General features: G+C 47.9%; 10 protein-coding genes and 1 pseudogene. 10 read left to right on the top strand and 1 reads right to left on the bottom strand.

Annotated features, from left to right (window positions below; genetic code table 11):
- Nucleotides 1–9 precede the first annotated feature (9 nt).
- From fucP to KWJ01_RS02795, 9 genes and pseudogenes are all read left to right on the top strand, one after another.
- Nucleotides 10–1,350, top strand: coding sequence for an L-fucose:H+ symporter permease (gene fucP / locus KWJ01_RS02835; protein ID WP_224994831.1), 1,341 nt, complete (start codon nucleotides 10–12; stop codon nucleotides 1,348–1,350).
- A gap of 56 nt (nucleotides 1,351–1,406) precedes the next feature.
- Nucleotides 1,407–2,222, top strand: a pseudogene (locus KWJ01_RS02830) (amidohydrolase); the annotation flags it as partial.
- A gap of 111 nt (nucleotides 2,223–2,333) precedes the next feature.
- Nucleotides 2,334–3,353 (top strand): zinc-binding alcohol dehydrogenase family protein, encoded by a 1,020-nt coding sequence (locus KWJ01_RS02825; RefSeq protein ID WP_224994855.1) that lies wholly within the window; start codon nucleotides 2,334–2,336, stop codon nucleotides 3,351–3,353.
- 351 nt (nucleotides 3,354–3,704) lie between these two features.
- The gene (locus tag KWJ01_RS02820) at nucleotides 3,705–6,827 is read left to right on the top strand and encodes a TonB-dependent receptor (RefSeq protein ID WP_224994830.1); all 3,123 of its coding nucleotides are present in this window, start codon (nucleotides 3,705–3,707) and stop codon (nucleotides 6,825–6,827) included.
- A gap of 12 nt (nucleotides 6,828–6,839) precedes the next feature.
- The gene (locus KWJ01_RS02815) at nucleotides 6,840–8,534 is read left to right on the top strand and encodes a RagB/SusD family nutrient uptake outer membrane protein (RefSeq protein WP_224994829.1); all 1,695 of its coding nucleotides are present in this window, start codon (nucleotides 6,840–6,842) and stop codon (nucleotides 8,532–8,534) included.
- A gap of 254 nt (nucleotides 8,535–8,788) precedes the next feature.
- Nucleotides 8,789–11,275: a glycoside hydrolase N-terminal domain-containing protein gene (locus KWJ01_RS02810; protein WP_224994828.1), complete on the top strand. Its 2,487-nt coding sequence runs from the start codon at nucleotides 8,789–8,791 to the stop codon at nucleotides 11,273–11,275.
- A 94-nt stretch (nucleotides 11,276–11,369) separates the two neighbouring features.
- Nucleotides 11,370–13,037, top strand: a complete 1,668-nt coding sequence (locus KWJ01_RS02805; RefSeq protein ID WP_224994827.1) for a glycoside hydrolase 43 family protein — start codon at nucleotides 11,370–11,372, stop codon at nucleotides 13,035–13,037.
- 13 nt (nucleotides 13,038–13,050) lie between these two features.
- Entirely contained in the window at nucleotides 13,051–14,832 is a 1,782-nt protein-coding gene (locus tag KWJ01_RS02800; RefSeq protein ID WP_224994826.1) for a glycoside hydrolase family 28 protein, read from the top strand.
- Nucleotides 14,833–14,880: 48 nt separating this feature from the next.
- Entirely contained in the window at nucleotides 14,881–17,004 is a 2,124-nt protein-coding gene (locus KWJ01_RS02795) for a hypothetical protein (protein WP_224994825.1), read from the top strand.
- 687 nt (nucleotides 17,005–17,691) lie between these two features.
- On the opposite strand, the gene KWJ01_RS02790 is transcribed toward KWJ01_RS02795, so the two are convergent.
- Entirely contained in the window at nucleotides 17,692–17,961 is a 270-nt protein-coding gene (locus KWJ01_RS02790) for a helix-turn-helix domain-containing protein (protein WP_224994824.1), read from the bottom strand.
- Between the two features lie 159 nt (nucleotides 17,962–18,120).
- On the opposite strand from KWJ01_RS02790, the gene KWJ01_RS02785 reads away from it, so the two are divergent.
- Nucleotides 18,121–18,343: SDR family NAD(P)-dependent oxidoreductase (locus KWJ01_RS02785; protein ID WP_224994822.1), on the top strand; the 223-nt coding region annotated here is incomplete at its 3' end.

Raw genomic sequence — 18,343 nt, 5'->3', positions numbered from 1 at the left:
AGTAAAGCTATGGCAAACCACAAGCAAAATATTTCCCTATTGGGTAGGGGCAGTAAATGGCCCTTTATCCTCATCACCAGTCTTTTCTTTTTGTGGGGGCTGGCGAATAATATGACGGATACTTTGCTGGCTGCATTCAAACGCATCATGAGCATGTCAGACTTCCAGACCTCCTGGATACAGCTGGCATTTTACGGCTCTTACTTCTGCCTTGCCCTGCCGGCAGCCATTTTAATTAAGAAATTTACCTACAAAACAGGGGTGCTGGTAGGTCTTGGTTTATTTGTGCTGGGTTCGCTCTTGTTCTACCCGGCCAGTATTAGCATGCAGTATGGGCATTTTCTGGTGGCCCTGTTCATTCTGGCAGGCGGACTTTCGATCCTTGAAACAGCAGCCAATCCCTACATTGTGGCCATGGGACCCGAGCATACAGGTACCCGACGCCTGAACCTGGCTCAGTCTTTCAACCCCATTGGTTCTATTCTGGGCGTACTGCTAAGCAAAGTGTTTATTCTTTCGCAGTTAAACATTTCTACCGCAGAAGAGCGTAGCAGCATGAGCACAGAACAGTTAGCGGCAATACAATCTGATGAGCTTACGGCAGTAATGCTACCTTATGTAGGAGTGGCAGTGTTTCTGGTGCTGCTTTGGCTGGTAATTAAGTTTACGCCCATGCCAGTTGCTTCAGGTGAAGCAAGTAGCCTTAACCTGCTGTCAACGTGCAATCGATTGCGCAAAACCCCGCATTATACCTGGGCGGTAGTAGCACAGTTTGTTTATGTGGGTGCGCAGATTGGCGTGTGGTCATACACCATCCGCTACGTAATGCAGGAGTTAAATCTTAATGAGGCTAGTGCGGCTTCCTATTACATGGCAGCCCTGGTACTCTTTGCAGTAAGTCGCTTTGTTTTTACAGCCCTCATGAAGGTAGTGAGTCCACGCAAATTACTGCTGATTAGCGCTACAGTAGCAGCAGCACTTTGTGGGGTGGTGATAGGGGGTAATGGTCTCTTAGGGGTGTATGCGCTCATTGCCATATCCGGCTGCATGTCGCTCATGTTCCCGACTATCTATGGATTAGGCATTCGGGGGCTTGGTGAGGACACGAAAATAGGAGGGGCAGGACTCATCATGGCTATTCTGGGCGGCGCGCTGCTGCCGGCGGTACAGGGCTTAGCCTCTGATTATATGCAGGATATAAGCATGTCTTTCTTTGTTCCTCTTTTCTGCTTCTTGATTGTGGCCCTATATGCTGTAAAAGTAAAGCATATGGGTGTTGCAAACCAGGGAGAGGAGCAGGTAGCGCCAAAAGTTGCTCAGCCAGGTACAGCGATGAGCGAGGCGGTATAGGGTGCTACGCTCACCGGCTTTTGAATGAATTCTTAGACCAAAAAGTAAATAGAGCAGTGGGAAAAATCGATGCACATCAGCATTTCTGGAAGTTCTCTCCCCAAAGAGATAGCTGGATAACAGCGGAGATGGTGGTGATTCGCCGTGATTTTCTTCCGGAAAACCTGGCGCCGCTCCTGAAAGAGAATGGGTTTGATGGCTGTGTGGTGGTGCAATCCCATCAGTCGGAGGCAGAAAATGATTTTCAGCTTAGCAATGCGGCACAACATCCATTTATCAAAGGGGTAGTGGGTTGGGTTGATCTTCGGGCTAATAACGTAGAAGACAGGCTCGCTTATTACAAATCATTTGACAAGCTGAAAGGATTTCGGCATGTGTTGCAGGGAGAAAGCGACAGAGCCCTGATGCTGCGTCCTCATTTTAAAAGGGGTATCAGCAAACTGAATAGCTTTGGTTATACCTACGACATCCTGATTTATCCCGATCAGCTAAAATTTACTGAAGAATTTGTAGCCCAGTTTCCGGATCAGCCTTTTGTGATAGACCACCTGGCTAAGCCCTATATCAAAGATCAGGATCTGGAAGACTGGAAGCGGGAAATTAAAGCAATCGCTCAATTTGAAAATGTGTACTGCAAGGTTTCGGGTATGGTGACAGAAGCCCATTGGCACAACTGGAAAAAAGAGGATTTTACTCCCTACCTGGAAGTAGTACTGGAAGCTTTTGGTCCCCGGAGACTCATGTTTGGTTCTGACTGGCCTGTGTGCCTGGTGGCAGCCTCTTATCAGCAGGTGTTGGAGTTGGTGGAAGATTATTTTGCTACCTGTACCCCAGCTGAACAGGCCCTGATCTTTGGCGAAACGGCAGCAGCTTTTTACCAACTGCAGGATATACATACAAGTAGTTTCAGTACACATATAGATAACAGCAGGCTGATGCAACCAACAACGTCCACCATTAGAACAGAACCAGAACTTCGCACTATGAAGACACTCGTTTGTACAACCCCCGGAATGTTTGCTTACAGCGAAGGCGAAAAACCTCTTGCAGGAAAGGGAAGGGCGATTATTAAGGTGAAGCGGGTGGGCATTTGTGGAACAGATCTTCATGCCTATGAAGGCACCCAGCCCTTCTTTACCTATCCGCGCATTTTAGGGCATGAACTATCTGGTGAGCTGGTTGAGTTTGACGAAGCCCCTGGCTTCAAGGTAGGAGAGGCAGTTACGTTCATTCCCTATTACAGCTGTGGCAGCTGCATCGCCTGTCGCTCGGGAAAGCCAAATTGCTGCAGCAGCATTAAGGTTTGCGGTGTACACATTGATGGCGGCATGGTAGAATATTTGTCTGTACCTGCAGCTTCTTTGGTGCACGGAGAGGGGCTAAGTTATGATGCCCTTGCCCTTGTGGAGCCCCTTGCCATTGGTGCTCATGCGGTACGCAGGGCGCAGGTATCCGCAGGTGAATTTGTGCTGGTGGTAGGTGCCGGGCCCATTGGTTTGGGTATCATGGAGTTTGCCCGTATAGCCGGCGCTCATGTAATTGCCCTGGATATAAACAGTGGCCGCCTTGCCTTGTGCCGGGATGTACTAGGCATAGAACACACCATCAACGCAGCTACAGAGGAGGTAGCTGAATTACTGCAAGCAATAACAGGTGGCGATATGCCAGCCGTGGTGATCGATGCCACGGGGAGCCAGAAAGCCATCAACGGAGCATTCCAGTATATGTCGCATGGTGCACGTTACGTGCTGGTGGGCTTACAGAAAGATGTTATTCAGCTAAGCCACCCTGAATTTCATAAAAGAGAAGCTACGCTGATGAGCAGCCGCAATGCAACACGTGAAGATTTTGAATGGGTAATTGCCTGCATGAAAAGGGGTGAGATAGACCCTACAGCCTACATCACCCATCGGGTAGGTTTTGGTAAGGTGGCACTGGAATTCGAAAACTGGCTCGATGCATCAGCCAGTGGGATCATTAAAGCAATAGTAGAATTTGAATAACTAAATCATTGATTATATGAATAAGAGCTCTACCAGTTAATCCCAGCGGTATGAACAGAACTATCAAAGGGTAAAGGCCTGCCCTGGTATATGTTCAGTGCATACGCCAGCTGAAGAGAGTAATCAAAGGAGTCAGGGCAGCGATATCAGCTATGGTAACAATACTTAAGTACTGTGAAAGGACTCATTTTTGCCTTTTGCCACAGCAGCTGAATCTGGATGCTTGCACACAGCAAGGCGCTTCTAGATATGCAACTATAGCAGAAGCAGGTTTTACGGTTTATCCGCATGGATATTTATCCTTATCGCAGCGAGTAAGTCAATTTTTGTCACAATCAACTCAAGAATATCATGAATAAAATTCCACTACTATGTCAACGGCCCCGTCTGCTGAAGAGGTCTGTTCTTATTGTGCTTTTTCTACAGGTGCTTACTTTAAACGCCCTGTTCGCAATCGATGGAGATGCACGCAACTCCAAAATAGCACCCATGGCTGTTGCGGTATCAGGTACTGTCACGGATGCAACTGCTGGTGATCCCTTACCTGGCGTTACCGTCATTGTAGAGGGTACTAACATTGGTACTGTTACCGATAGTAATGGCAAGTACAGCATAAACGTACCTAATGCAAATGATGCCCTTACATTTTCATTTGTTGGTTTTATTTCGCAAACGATTCCGGTCAATGGCCGGTCTGTCATCAATGTAAAACTTAGCGAAGATGTAGAGGCACTGGAGGAAGTAGTGGTGGTTGGTTATGGTGAGCAAAAGAAAGCGACCGTAACCGGATCGGTGGTGAGCACATCCGGTAAAAAAATTGAGCAAAATCCTTCTTTGAACGTTACTAACTCCCTACAGGGCCGGCTTCCGGGTGTCATAGCCACAAATGCAACAGGAGAGCCCGGACGCGATGATGCACAAATCCTGATCAGGGGCAGAAGCACCTTTGGTAACACCCAGCCGCTGCTGGTCATTGATGGTGTTCCGCGACCTACCCAGGGATTGGGACGGATAGATCCCCAAAACATAGAAAGCATTACCGTACTGAAAGATGCGTCGGCAGCCATTTATGGAGCTAGAGCGGCTAATGGAGTTATTCTGGTTACAACAAAACGCGGTATACAGGGTAAGCCCCAGTTTAGCCTTAGCTTTAACCAGGGATTTAGCCAGCCCACCAGAATGCTCGAAGTGCTGGATGCTGCTACCTATGCCCAGGCGATGAACGAAGCCGAAATAAGAAATGGTGCCACCACCGTAACCTATACCGATGAAGATATCCAAAAATACCGCGATGGCTCATCTCCGCTTACACACCCAAATACAGACTGGGTAGGCGAAACCCTGAAGCCCTGGTCGCTGCAAAACAAGATGAACCTATCGGTTACCGGTGGTAATGACGACATTCTGTACTTTGTATCTTTTGGCGCGCAAGATCAGGATGGGCATTTCAAAAACAATCCTACCAACTACAGGCAGTATAACCTTAGAACAAACCTGGATGCAAAGATTTTTGACAACTTTACCCTTTCACTTAACCTGGCAGGCCAGTTAGAAGAACGCATGTATCCTTCTACCGGTACCTGGGTAAACTTTGTGAACATTCTTTCAGCCCCGCCAACCTTGCATGCCAGGTATCCGAATGGTTTGATTGCCGCAGGACGTTTTGGAGAAAATCCCCTGTTGCGAGACCAGGTAGGCTATCTAGAACAGGAGAGCATTCCTATTCAATCAACGCTTGCCTTCAAATATGAGCTGCCAGCCGTAGAAGGTCTGTCATTCAACGGTTCCTACAGCTACGACTTTACCCACAATTTTAATAAGACCTTCCAGAAGCCCTACAGTTTTTGGGAGTATGATGCTGTATCTGGCGAATACAATGAAATAAGATCTAATTTTTACGCCACGCCAACCGTCAGAGATGAATTTAGCAGGTCATTTGTATCGACCTATAACCTACGGGTTCACTATGACAGATCTTTTGGAGACCACAACATGAACCTTATGCTGGGAGGGGAACGGGCTCAGTCGCAGGGTAATTCCACCATGGCTTTCAGAAGAAACTTCCCCACAACAGCTTTAACAGATATCAATTTTGGTGGAACAGGCCTGTCCGACCAGAGCACAGGCGGATCATCCTTTATTACCAGAAGGGATAACTACTTTGGCCGTGTGAATTATAATTATAGAGAAAAATACCTGGCAGAGTTTTTATTCAGGTACGATGGTTCTCCCATTTTCCCTGAAGAAGACCGCTATGGTTTCTTCCCCGGCGTGTCTCTTGGCTGGAGAATCTCAGAAGAAAACTTCTTACGCGATATCAGCAAAATTGATTACCTGAAGCTGCGTGCTTCTTACGGGGAGTTGGGCAACGACAACATCAATGATGCATATGCCTACCTAAGTACTTACTCTATCCGTAATGCCTATACCTTTGGCGGCAATGATGTACTCGGCCTTACGCCTGGAGTTCTTCCAAATCTGGATTATACCTGGGAGGTGGTTAAAACCCTGAATGCCGGCTTTGACGCCTCTTTCTGGAAGGGCAAGCTGGGCGTTGAATTTGATGTGTTCTCACAAAAAAGATCCAGTATCCTGGCGCAGCGCCAGTTAAGTATTTCAAGTACCTACGGATTCCCTGGCCTGCCTCCTGAAAACATTGGTAAAGTAGATAACCATGGCTTTGAGTTAACATTATCGCACCAGCACCAGTTGGGAGACCTTACCTATAGGGCCAGGGGCAATGTTTCGTTTGCCCGTAACAAGTATGTATTCTTTGATGAGGTACCTGCCGGTGAAGATTATCAGAACCTGACCGATAAGCCAATCGGATCACCTTTAGTATGGCCTACTGATGGTATTTACAGAACACAGGAAGAGATTGAAGCCTCTGTGCACAAGCCGAATGCCAAGCCCGGAGACCTCAAATATGTTGATTTAAACGGTGACGGCGAAATCAATGCGGACGATCAGTACAGGCTGGATAAGTCCATCACCCCGGAAATTGTGTATGGCCTGGATCTAAGCTTCGCCTACAAATCTTTTGACCTCACAACATTCTTCCAGGGCCAGAGCAATGCGGTTTATTTCCCGGGTATTACAGGTTTGGGCGGGCAAAGCAATGCCGCTGTGGTAAGGGCTGAAAATCGCTGGACACCGGATAATATAGATGGTACCATGCCTTCGGCAGGCGGAGATTTTGCCCAGTTCAGCGAGTTTAACCTCTACAGTGCTGCTTTTGTAAGGCTTAAAACCCTGGAATTAGGCTACAACTTCCCTAAATCACTGGCATCCAAGGCTAAAATCGATAACCTGCGCCTGTATGTGAGTGGCTATAACCTGCTCACCTTCAGTAAACTGGACTTCATGGATCCCGAAGGCAGGGCAGATGGCGGCGATCCAAACTCTACCAGGACCGATGCCAACTATTACCCCCAGATCCGAATCTTCAATGTTGGAGTTGATGTAACTTTCTAAATGATGCGCTCTATGAAAAATTATATAAAAGTTTTAATGCTATCAGCAGCACTGCTTAGTGCCTGCGATAAAGATTACCTGGACATCACCCCAAGGGACCGGGTGGTGGAGGATCAGGTTTGGAATGATGCAGCACTCATTGAACTCTATGTGAATGGGATGTATGAAGCGATACCCCATGGTTTTAGCCGGCACATGTGGTCTAAATACACCGACGAAGCCTATGGAGACAATACCTGGTTAAGAGGGGAATGGAACCCGGACAATATTCAAAACTATGGAGAAGCCAGTAACTGGATCAACTATTATGAAAGAGGATACCAGTTTATCCGCAGGGCCAATGTTTTTTTAGAAAATATTGAAAGCTCTCCTGTTGCTGAAGAAAGAAAAGCGGCTCTCACTGCACAGGTTAAATTCGTTCGTGCATTCATCTATTCCAATCTGCTCTGGCGCTACGGAGGCGTACCCATCGTCGATGAAGTGTATCAGCTGGGAGAGGAAGCTTCTTTCAGCAGGGCAAGTTACGAGGAGGTGCTAAACTACATCATTGAGGAACTTGATGCAGCCACGCCAGGCCTGCCTGAATACATTGGGCCGGGTGACGCTAATTTCGGGCGGGCTACCCAGCATGCCGCGATGGCCTTGAAATCCAGGCTGTACCTTTACGCCGCCAGTGAGTTAACCAATCCCTCACATGACACCGAGCTATGGCAAAAGGCTGCAGACGCAGCAAAAGCGGTAATTGATTTAAGCACGTATTCCCTGGTTACTCCTTACACAGATGTTTTTCTGGATGTAAACCCGGAGATTATTTTTGCCCGGACTTTTAACAGCACCACAGGGCATGATGTTACATTTATCAATACCAACCATACCTATGGAGGCTATGGCGGTTGGGGTGGACGTAATGCTCCTTCACAAAATCTGGTAGATGATTATGAGATGGCGAATGGTGAACTGATCTTCAACGCCGATGGCTCCATCAATCCGGATTCCGGCTACGATCCAAAAAATCCTTATGCTAACCGTGACCCACGCTTCTATGAAACCATCATTTATAACGGAGATGTGTTCCGTCCGGAAGCCCGTGGCATTGCCAGTCCTGAGTATGATGTTACCCAGGAAAGCTCCGGACTGGATGCCAATGGCAATCCTATACTGACCGGAGTAGTAGGCGTTGATAACTATAAGGTGAATGGTGATAATTCCAGAACCTCCTACAGTCTTAAGAAATTTATTGACAGAGATCTGGTGATCAGCCGGGATCAACGCTATCCACAGCCCTGGATTTTCTTCCGCTTGGGTGAAATTTACCTGAACTATGCAGAGGCCATGTTTGAGCTGGGCAATGAAGCTGTTGCAAAGGAATATGTAAACCTGGTTCGGGCCAGAGCAGGTATGCCTCCCCTGGCCGATAACATCAGCGGAGATGCGCTAAGAGACAGAATACGTCACGAAAGAAGAATAGAGTTAGCGTTTGAGGGGCACAGGTTCTTTGACGTACGCAGGTGGAAAATTGCTCCCGAGGTTGAGTCTGAAAATTTGAGAGGCGTTGATATTTTCAGGATGCCGGATAATTCACTGTTGTTTATAGACAAGGTTTTGATTGAGCGGCCTCAATGGGAAGACCGTTTCTACTGGATACCTATACCACGCTCCGAAATCAATAAAGAAACAGGGGTTGCTCAAAGCCCCGGCTGGAATTAAGGTACCTCTGGTTGGTTTGGTTCAAATACTAATCGCCGGGTATAATCCTGGCGATTAGTATTTACTTTTTTTCTTTGCCTTTTGCTCCTGAGCATCACCTTTTACCGCATCAGATGGAAGTTATTACAGATAGCCTGAACATGCCTTACTTTTAGTATAATGATACATCTTCCATTGTCTGGAGCTTTAGATTTGCCCGAATGCTTTTTTCAAGCATACAGTAATAGTAGTCTTTTTACTTATACAACTTATTGATGAAAACCATTTTAACTGTATTGATCCTTTTGTCCTCGCTGGCTGCCTGCAATGTTCCCACCAAAGAACAAACGCAGGAGAATATAATACAACCCATGACACTCTGGTACCAGCAACCTGCCTCTGAATGGAATGAGGCTTTGCCGATCGGTAATGGACGTTTGGGCGCTATGATTTTTGGAAGACCGGAAAGGGAACAGTTACAATTAAACGAAGAAACCGTATGGGCAGGCGAGCCGGGCAATAATGTAGACCCTGCCGTGAAAGCATTTTTGCCGGAGATCCGCAGGCTGATTTTTGAGGGCAAACACAAGGAGGCACAGGAGCTGGCAAATGCAAAAATTCCCCGCCACGCTGCTGCCGGCAACAATTATGGCATGCCTTATCAACCGGTGGGAAACCTATTCCTGGAATTTCCTGGCCATGAGGCAGCCAGGGATTATTACCGCGACCTGGACATTAGTAAGGCAGTAGCCACGGTTTCTTATAAGGTAGGTGAGGTTACCTACAAAAGGGAAATGTTTGCTTCTTTTCCTGATCATGTAATTATGGTCAGGCTCACCGCCGATAAACCCGGGAGCATCAGTTTCAATCTTGGGGCAGACAGTCCACAACAAAAGCATAGCGTTACTACCCAAAACAATCGACTGGTACTCACTGGTACCTCCGGCAGTAACGACAATAAAACAGGAAGGGTACAGTTTCATGCCCTTGTTGAGCCAAAACTGGAGGGCGGATCTATCACGGCAAATAATAGTGGTCTACAGGTTACAGCTGCAGATGCAGCAACTTTATACATCTCCATTGGTACCAATTTCAATAACTATAAAGGCTTAAATGGTAATGCAGAAGAAAAGGCGCTGAAGCACTTAGCAGCTGCCACTGGAAAGGAGTATGCCGGGGCTAAACAAGCGCATGTAGACTACTATAGTAATTTTTTCGATCGGGTGTCCCTTTACCTGGGCATTACCGATTCTATTCAAAAACCTACTGATGTACGCCTGGCAGAGTTTACCTCTGCCAATGATCCTCATTTTGCAGCCCTGTATTTCCAGTTTGGCCGTTACCTGCTGATCTCCAGTTCGCAGCCAGGCACACAGCCCGCAAACCTGCAGGGCATCTGGAACGATAAGGTATCACCGCCCTGGGACAGCAAATACACGGTGAACATCAATACTGAAATGAACTACTGGCCTGCCGAGGTCACCAACCTGCCGGAGATGCATGAGCCACTCTTTAGCCTGATCAGGGATATATCCCAAACCGGCAGGGAAAGTGCTTCGGAGATGTATGGAGCAAGGGGCTGGAATATTCACCACAATACCGATCAGTGGCGTATTTCTGGTCCGGTAGATGGCGCATTTTATGGCTTATGGCCCATGGGGGGTGCATGGCTTTCGCAGCATCTATGGCAACATTATTTGTATACAGGAGACCAGGACTTTCTGCAGGAGGTTTACCCTATTTTAAAGGATGCAGCACTATTTTATGTGGATGTACTGCAGGAAGAGCCCCGCAATAAATGGCTGGTGGTGGCACCCTCCATGTCTCCGGAAAATTCACACCAGAGTGGGGTAAGCATTGCCGCCGGTACCACCATGGATAATCAACTGGTATTTGATGTTTTCACCAACTTTATTCGTGCAGCCCAGGCACTTAGGGCTGATCAGCCAATGGTTGATATTGTACAGGAAAAGTTAGATCGTCTTCCGCCTATGCAGGTAGGACAATGGGGGCAGTTACAGGAGTGGATGGATGACTGGGACAGACAAGATGATAAGCACCGGCACGTTTCGCACCTTTATGGCCTGTATCCGAGTAATCAGGTTTCGCCCTACAGCCATCCGCAGTTATTTAATGCAGCCAAAACATCCCTGGTGGCACGTGGTGATAAATCTACCGGCTGGTCGATGGGCTGGAAGGTAAACCTGTGGGCAAGGTTGCTGGAGGGCAACAGGGCCTATAAACTGATTCAGGACCAGCTTACGCCTGCCGGGGATGCGGAAAAGGGAGAGGGTGGCGGTACCTATCCCAACCTTTTTGATGCGCACCCGCCCTTCCAGATAGATGGCAACTTTGGCTGTACTGCCGGCATAGCAGAAATGCTGCTGCAAAGCCACGATGGCGCCATCCACGTGCTGCCTGCCTTACCAGATGCCTGGCCTAGAGGAAAGGTAAGAGGATTGATGGCAAGGGGCGGTGTGGAAGTTGACATAAACTGGGAAGGGGGTACCATCAAAACCATGATGTTACATTCAAAACTGGGCGGTAATATTAGAATCAGGTCCTATCATCCCCTCACCTTAGAAGGGGGTGGTACACTAGTGTCAGCAAATGGTGAAAATCCAAATCTATTCTACCAGGTAGCAGCCATCAAAGCCCCTCTTGTTAAAGGACCAGTACAGAATGGGGTTGCGCTTAAAGAAGTGTTTGAATATGACCTGGAAACTGAAAAGGGCGAAAGCTACACCCTTATCGCAAAATAGGAGAGAAGTGCTTTCTATCCAAAGGAAACAACCAGCAAGGGTTATTTCCGGAATAGGAAGCCTATTTGATTGTTCATCCTTAAAAACTCTAAACATGATCAGACAAAGCCTGCCAATCCTATTGACCATTCTGCTCACGGCAACCGCTGGTTATTCCCAGCAGTCAGGCAAGAAAAGTACTTCTGTTTCCAGCGTATGGGTGGCAGATCAGGGAGACGGCACCTACAGGAATCCCATACTGCATGCTGATTATTCTGATCCTGATCTCTGCAAAGTAGGTGATGATTTTTACATGACCGCCTCCAGCTTTAATGCCATACCAGGCCTGCCCATTCTGCACTCAAAGGACCTGGTGAACTGGCAGCTCATTGGCTATGCTTTAGACAAGCAGGTACCCCTGGAGCATTTTTCCAAGCCACAGCATGGCAATGGCGTATGGGCGCCGGCTATTCGCCACCACAAGGGCGAGTTCTACATCTACTGGGGCGATCCTGACTTTGGCATCTACATGGTAAAAGCCAAAGATCCGGCTGGCCCCTGGGAGGAGCCTGTACTGGTGCAGGCCGGAAAGGGGCTCATCGATCCCTGCCCGCTCTGGGATGAAGACGGAAAGGCTTACCTGGTGCATGCCTATGCCGGCAGCCGGGCAGGCATCAAAAGCATACTGGTGGTTAACAAGATGAGCCCCGATGGTACTAAGCTGCTGGATGAGGGCACGATGGTCTTTGATGGGCATGTAGCACATCCAACAGTGGAAGGTCCAAAGTTTTATAAGCGCAACGGTTATTACTACATCTTTGCCCCGGCGGGTGGTGTTTCTACCGGCTGGCAGCTGGTGCTGCGCTCCAGGAACGTCTATGGCCCTTATGAGGAGCGTATTGTAATGGACCAGGGCAATACCTCCATCAATGGTCCGCACCAGGGAGGTCTGGTAGAACTGGAAAGCGGAGAGTCATGGTTCGTGCACTTCCAGGATAAAGACGCCTATGGCCGCATTGTGCACCTGCAGCCAATGAAGTGGGTAAACGACTGGCCGGTGATTGGTGAAGATAAAGATGGTGATGGCAAAGGGCAGCCGGTAATGAGCTATAAAAAGCCAAATGTGGGAAAAAGCTACCCTGTTGCCACACCGCCAGAATCTGATGAATTCGACGGGAACAGCCTTGGGCTGCAGTGGCAGTGGCATGCCAATCCCAAAGCTACCTGGGCTTTTACCGCCGGTCCTAAAGGTTACCTGCGGCTGTTTACCGACCAGATGCCTGCAGATGCTAAAAACCTCTGGGAGGTGCCTAACCTGCTCTTGCAGAAGTTTCCGGCAGAGGAGTTCACTGCCACCACCAAGCTTAGCTTTAAGCCCAACGAAAAGCTGACGAACGAACGGGTGGGCCTGCTGGTGATGGGCGAGAGCTATGCCCACCTGGCGCTGGTGAGCAAAGCAGATGGCGTATACCTGGCCTACACCACTGTGGCAAATGCAGATAAAGGCACACCCGAAAAAGAGGAGCTGCTGGGGAAACTAGAAGGAAATGAGGTATACCTGCGGGTAAAGGTTGATAAAGGCGCTAAATGCCAGTTTAGCTACAGCCAGGATGGCAGCAGGTACAAAGCAGCAGGCAAGCCTTTTACAGCAGCAGTAGGCCGCTGGATTGGTGCCAAGGTAGGCATTTTTGCTACCCGCCCCGATAAGATCAACGATGCCGGCTATGCCGATTTCGACTGGTTCAGGATCCATCCTGAATCTACCAAACTAACAAAGAACTGAAAACTGGATGAATATGACTGACAGGAAGATTTCTTCAAACCGACTTTTGATGGCCATGGCCTTTGCTGGAATGTTCCAGTATGCCTGCCAGACACAGAAGCCAAGCCCAGGCACCACACAAACACCACCTGCCAATACAGCCAGCACCAGCACACCTGCAGTGCCTGCTGCACCGGCTACAGGCAACACAGAGGCCTGGGTGTACGAAGGGGTTGAGTTTAACATGCCGCGTGTTAAAGAAACCAGCTTTCCCGATTATACAGTAAGCATTACAGATTTTGGCGCTGTAGGCGATGGTATTACAAAAAATACTCAGGCCATTACAAAGGCCATCGATGCGGTAGTAGCGGCAGGAGGGGGAAAGGTGCTGATTCCCAGTGGCATCTGGCTAACAGGTCCCATTATCCTGAAGAGCAACATCAACATCCATACAGAAGAGGGGGCGCTGGTGATTTTCAGCACAGACCGCGAGGAGTATCCAGTCATAGAAACCAGCTTCGAGGGCCTGGACACCTATCGCTGCTTATCACCCATATATGGGAAAGACCTTGAAAATATAGCTTTTACGGGAAAGGGCGTGTTTGATGGCTCCGGACATGCCTGGCGCGCCGTCAATAAATCGCAGTTAACAGAGCGTGAATGGCAAAAGAAGGTCCGCTCCGGTGGCCTGGTGATGGAAGACCGTGGCCCCACCTGGGTGCCGACAGAAAACTTTAAAAAGGGCAAACTGATGAGCAAAACCAATGTGCCGGAATTGCCAGCCAAAGAAGATTACGAGGCCATAAAAGATTTTCTCCGGCCGGTAATGGTAAGCTTGATAGGCTGCAAAAAGGTGCTCCTCGATGGCCCAACCTTTCAGAATTCACCTGCCTGGAATATTCATCCGCTGATGTGTGAAGATGTCATTATCCGGAACCTGACGGTGAAGAATCCGGAGTATGCACACAATGGTGATGGCATCGACCTGGAGAGCTGCAGGAGTGTACTCATCTACAACAATCGTTTTGATGTTGGAGATGATGCTATCTGCTTTAAATCTGGCAAGGATATAGATGGCCGCAGGCGTGGAATGCCCACCGAAAATGTGGTGGTGAAGAATAACGTTGTGTACCACGGGCACGGCGGCTTTGTAATTGGCAGCGAAATGTCTGGAGGCGTTCGCAATGTGCATGTGTCCAATTGCACTTTCATCGGCACTGATGTAGGCCTTCGTTTTAAAAGCACCCGCGGGCGGGGAGGGGTAGTGGAGAACATCTGGATTTCCAATATCAACATGATTAACATTCCTACAGAAGCGATTCGCTTCAATATGTTTTATGGAGGAACGCCACCCAGGCTGGACGAAGGAGCAGCGGTTGCTGAAAGAACAGAAGAAGCTGTGCCCGTAACAGAAGAAACGCCCTCTTTCAGAAATATTTATATGAAAAACATAACAGCTACCGGCACTGAAACAGCTGCTTTTTTTCAGGGGCTCCCCGAAATGAATCTACAAAATGTAAGCCTGGAAAATGCAGTGCTGGAAGCCAGGAATGGCATTACCCTTATTGATGCCGATGGCATAAAGCTGAAAAATGTTAAAGTACTGGCAGAAAAGGGAGCTGCATTAACCATTTACAACAGCCGTAATGTGGAGGTAAGTGGTTTAGCCTATCACCAGAATCAGGATTCAACATCAGTGGTGCGGGTGCTGGGTGAATTAACACAAAACGTGCAGCTGCAAAGGAGTAATTTTAAGAATGCGGCGAGGCAGGTGCAGCAGGCAAAAAACCTGCAGCAAGGCGTAAGCTGGCAGTGAAAAACAAGATGGAAATAGCAAAGCAGCAGCTAAAAGAGAATACCAGGAATGCCTAAGGATATCAAAAACATACTGATCGTTGCTTTGCTGATGTTGCTGGCTGTACCGGTGGCGGCACAGCAGCAACAGGCGCTGGAGGCTAAGTTTCCGGCAGCTGTTAATGCCATCCCGCACATCAGCAAGTTTCCGCTACTGGCAACATTACTAAGCATGGATGACTCCTGGCAGGAGACTCCTGCAAGTTTAAAAGAAGTGCTGTTTCCAAAAGAACTTCAGCTGGTGCAGGGTTCAGCAGCATATCCCTTATTGTACGCTGTGCAAAAAGGTAGTCAATGGCAGGGGCTTCCGGTGTTCGACCAGCTGGCGTATGAGCTGGAGTATTATGTTTTTGATCCTGCTCGGCCTAAAATCATACTGCATATTGGCCGCCCTGTTCGTTACGACATGCAGCACGGCCGTGTGGAAGCATTGGCAGCCGCTGAAAAAGGTAAAGATCAGTTTCCTTTTCTTGATGATAGCATTCGGGCACCACTTTTTAGTGCAGTCACAAGAGTGGTGGAGGCGCTGGAAAGCTACGGTGCTACTAAGTTGCCCTTCCATCATCCTGCCACCCATCAGTATCGTCTGCCAGGAGGTACCTTGCTCACCTATAGCGATTTCAGTGGCTCTGCCAATGGTTCGGTATACATACAGCTAACATTGGAGCCGGAGGAGCCCATTGCCAGTATGCTTGATGAGCACATTCCTGCTTTTCCCGGCGCCGATGGTTACAGTAGCTTTACACCTGGCGGTAGGGGTGGAAAAGTGTATGTTGTAAATACCCTGGAAGATTACCTGCCTGAGGACCGGCCTGGGCGGGAAGAGGGATTGCTGGGGCAGCCGAGTGCTTATGCCAGGACCTTAGGTGAAGGAAGGTGGGTGCCCTATGTTGATGCTTTGGGCAAGGAGCATTCAGAGGAAGGTAAGCCAAGATTGCCTGGTTACCCCATGATTCCAAAAGAAGCGCTAATTCCCGGAAGTTTACGGGCGGCCGTGGAGGCAAAAGGTCCGAGAGTAATCGTATTTGCTGTTTCAGGAACCATTGAATTAAAAGCGCCGCTCGTTATTAAAAATCCTTATGTAACCATAGCGGCTAATACCGCTCCCGGTAGTGGAGTTCAGCTGCGCAACTGGGGTGTTGATATTCAGACACATGATGTAGTGCTGCGCTACCTTCGCATTCGTGTAGGTGAAACCAAAGGTCCTGGAGCACAGCGGCGGGTGCTGGGCGACCAGACGCACGGGCTGGATATCAGGGGAATGAATGTAATGGTGGATCATTGTGAAGTGGCGTATGCAAATGATCAGATCCTGAATTTTTATGGAGCACACGCCCGCTTAGCCTCTACAGTGCAGTGGAGCTACATTTACGGAGCACCCACCCAATCTACCCATGAGAAAGGCAACCACTCCATGGCAGCTGCAGCCAATGGTTGGGGTTGGGTTTCCTTCCACCACAATCTCATTGCACACTGTGAACGTCGGAACATACGTGCAGAAATGCTTTCTTTGGACTACCGGAATAATGTCTTATACAACTACGGAGGAGCAGGATACGGCAGCCCTAACGACTATATTCGTTTAAATTACATAGGCAATGTGCAGAAGGAAGGACCGGATTCCCCGAGGCTGAAGGCCTGGAAGTGGGGCTTTCAAAGTGAGTCACGCTTTGCCCAGTTTTATGCGGAAAACAACAACATGCCGGCCAGGTCTTTGGCTGATGTGAAAGTCCTAAGCGAAACTTTGATGCCCGTGCCTTTTGCTTCATTTCCGCTAACCACCCATACGCCACAGGAGGCCTATGAGCTGGTACTAACCAAGGGTGGTGCGAATCTGCCGGTCCGGGATAAAATAACACAATACGTAGCACGCACCGTTCGTGAGGGGACAGGGGCTGTTCCGGCAACACCCGATAGTTGGCCCAATAGTGGCTTTGCTACTTACCCCTCAGCAGCACCCCTGCCAGATATGGATGGTGATGGCATGCCTGATTCCTGGGAAATTCAATATAGACTGGAGCCGGAGAACCCCCTTGACGCGGCAGGGGATAAAGACAAAGATGGGTACACCAATATTGAGGAATACATCAATAGTACGAATCCTATACAATTTGTGAACTACATTCCCAGGTAAATAAACAAGGTTATATTCGTAAAATGTGAAAGGTTTACATCATGCTGCTATAGCGGGTAAAGAAAATTCGATCTCAGAGTTAATTTACATTTTAGATTATTTTGAATCACTACTTCTTGTATTTGTGATTGTTAATATTACCTGTCTATCCCTAAATAATTCTAGAAACTTAGCTATACATTACTTGTAATTACTCACAAAAAAATAGGAGAGGGGCAGCCTAAAGGCAGATTTTTACAAAACTGACAGGAAGCTTCCAGTGGAATTTTTTTAGGCTAAAAATGTGGCTTAGGTGCTGATTGAAAATTTAGACAGGCTCTAACACCAACAACAAAAATATAGCAAGGGCTGTATATGCTATACTGAAGCCTGTTATAGGAAATATTACGACCGACTTAAATGCCCTTATGTCCAATGTGGCCTATGAGACGATCGTAATTTGAAAGTTGTAATCTTCCTGCTTTATGAATTGAAAAAAGCCAAAATCACTGCCAGTTGGCCCCCGAAGCGAAATTATTTGGGCAGTTAAAGAGCATTGAACGTTACTGCTACTAATCACCCAAACGAGGATACTGACTGTAGGGAGATATCCAATACAACATATCAAGCAAAAGCTTTCTACTTACTTGCAGATTGTTCTTCTCGCTTCAAAATAGCTGAACGCAATCGCTCCTGGTGTTTACCTCCTCATTGTCCCAGGGCAGCTATGACTGGAATCAAGGATTTTCCAAATTCAGTCAGGCTGTACTCTACTTTTGGCGGGACAAAAGGATAAATGACTTTTGTAATCAATTCGTGCTCTTGCAACTCATTCAACTGCATGTTTAACAGCCTGCGTGAAGCATCAGGAATCTTTCGTTGCAGCTCACTTGGTCGTTTGTTGCCTTCATTGATGAACCACAGCAAGCGGATTTTCCATTTGCCGTAAAGCACTTCCCCAATCAGGTCAAGGCACAATTCAGGCTCGGTGGTATTTTTCTTTCATACATATTATAAAACTACACCAATGGTCCGAATGGTGCAATATGGGATAAAATTGTCCCTATGCAATTCGTTTTTCCGTACTTGTAGCAACTACACCTACACCTCATATTTGTACATAACAAATTGAGGAACATGGAACATCAAGTTAATTTCAATAACGAGTTATCCGGCAAAACTGCCTTAGTAACAGGTGGCACAAAAGGAGCAGGAAAAGCCATTGCCGAACGATTACTCCAGGCAGGTGCCAGGGTGATTATCACAGCCAGGAATGCACCTGAAAAGCCTGACGAAAAACTGCACTTTATTTCAGCTGACTTAAGCAAAGCGGAAGGAACTCAAAAGGTAGTAGAAGAAG

The organism is Cesiribacter sp. SM1 (assembly GCF_020178975.1).
Lineage (GTDB): Bacteria > Bacteroidota > Bacteroidia > Cytophagales > Cyclobacteriaceae > Cesiribacter.
The sequence above is the reverse complement of the archived record's forward strand: the minus strand, read 5'-3'. Positions and strand labels throughout refer to the sequence as shown.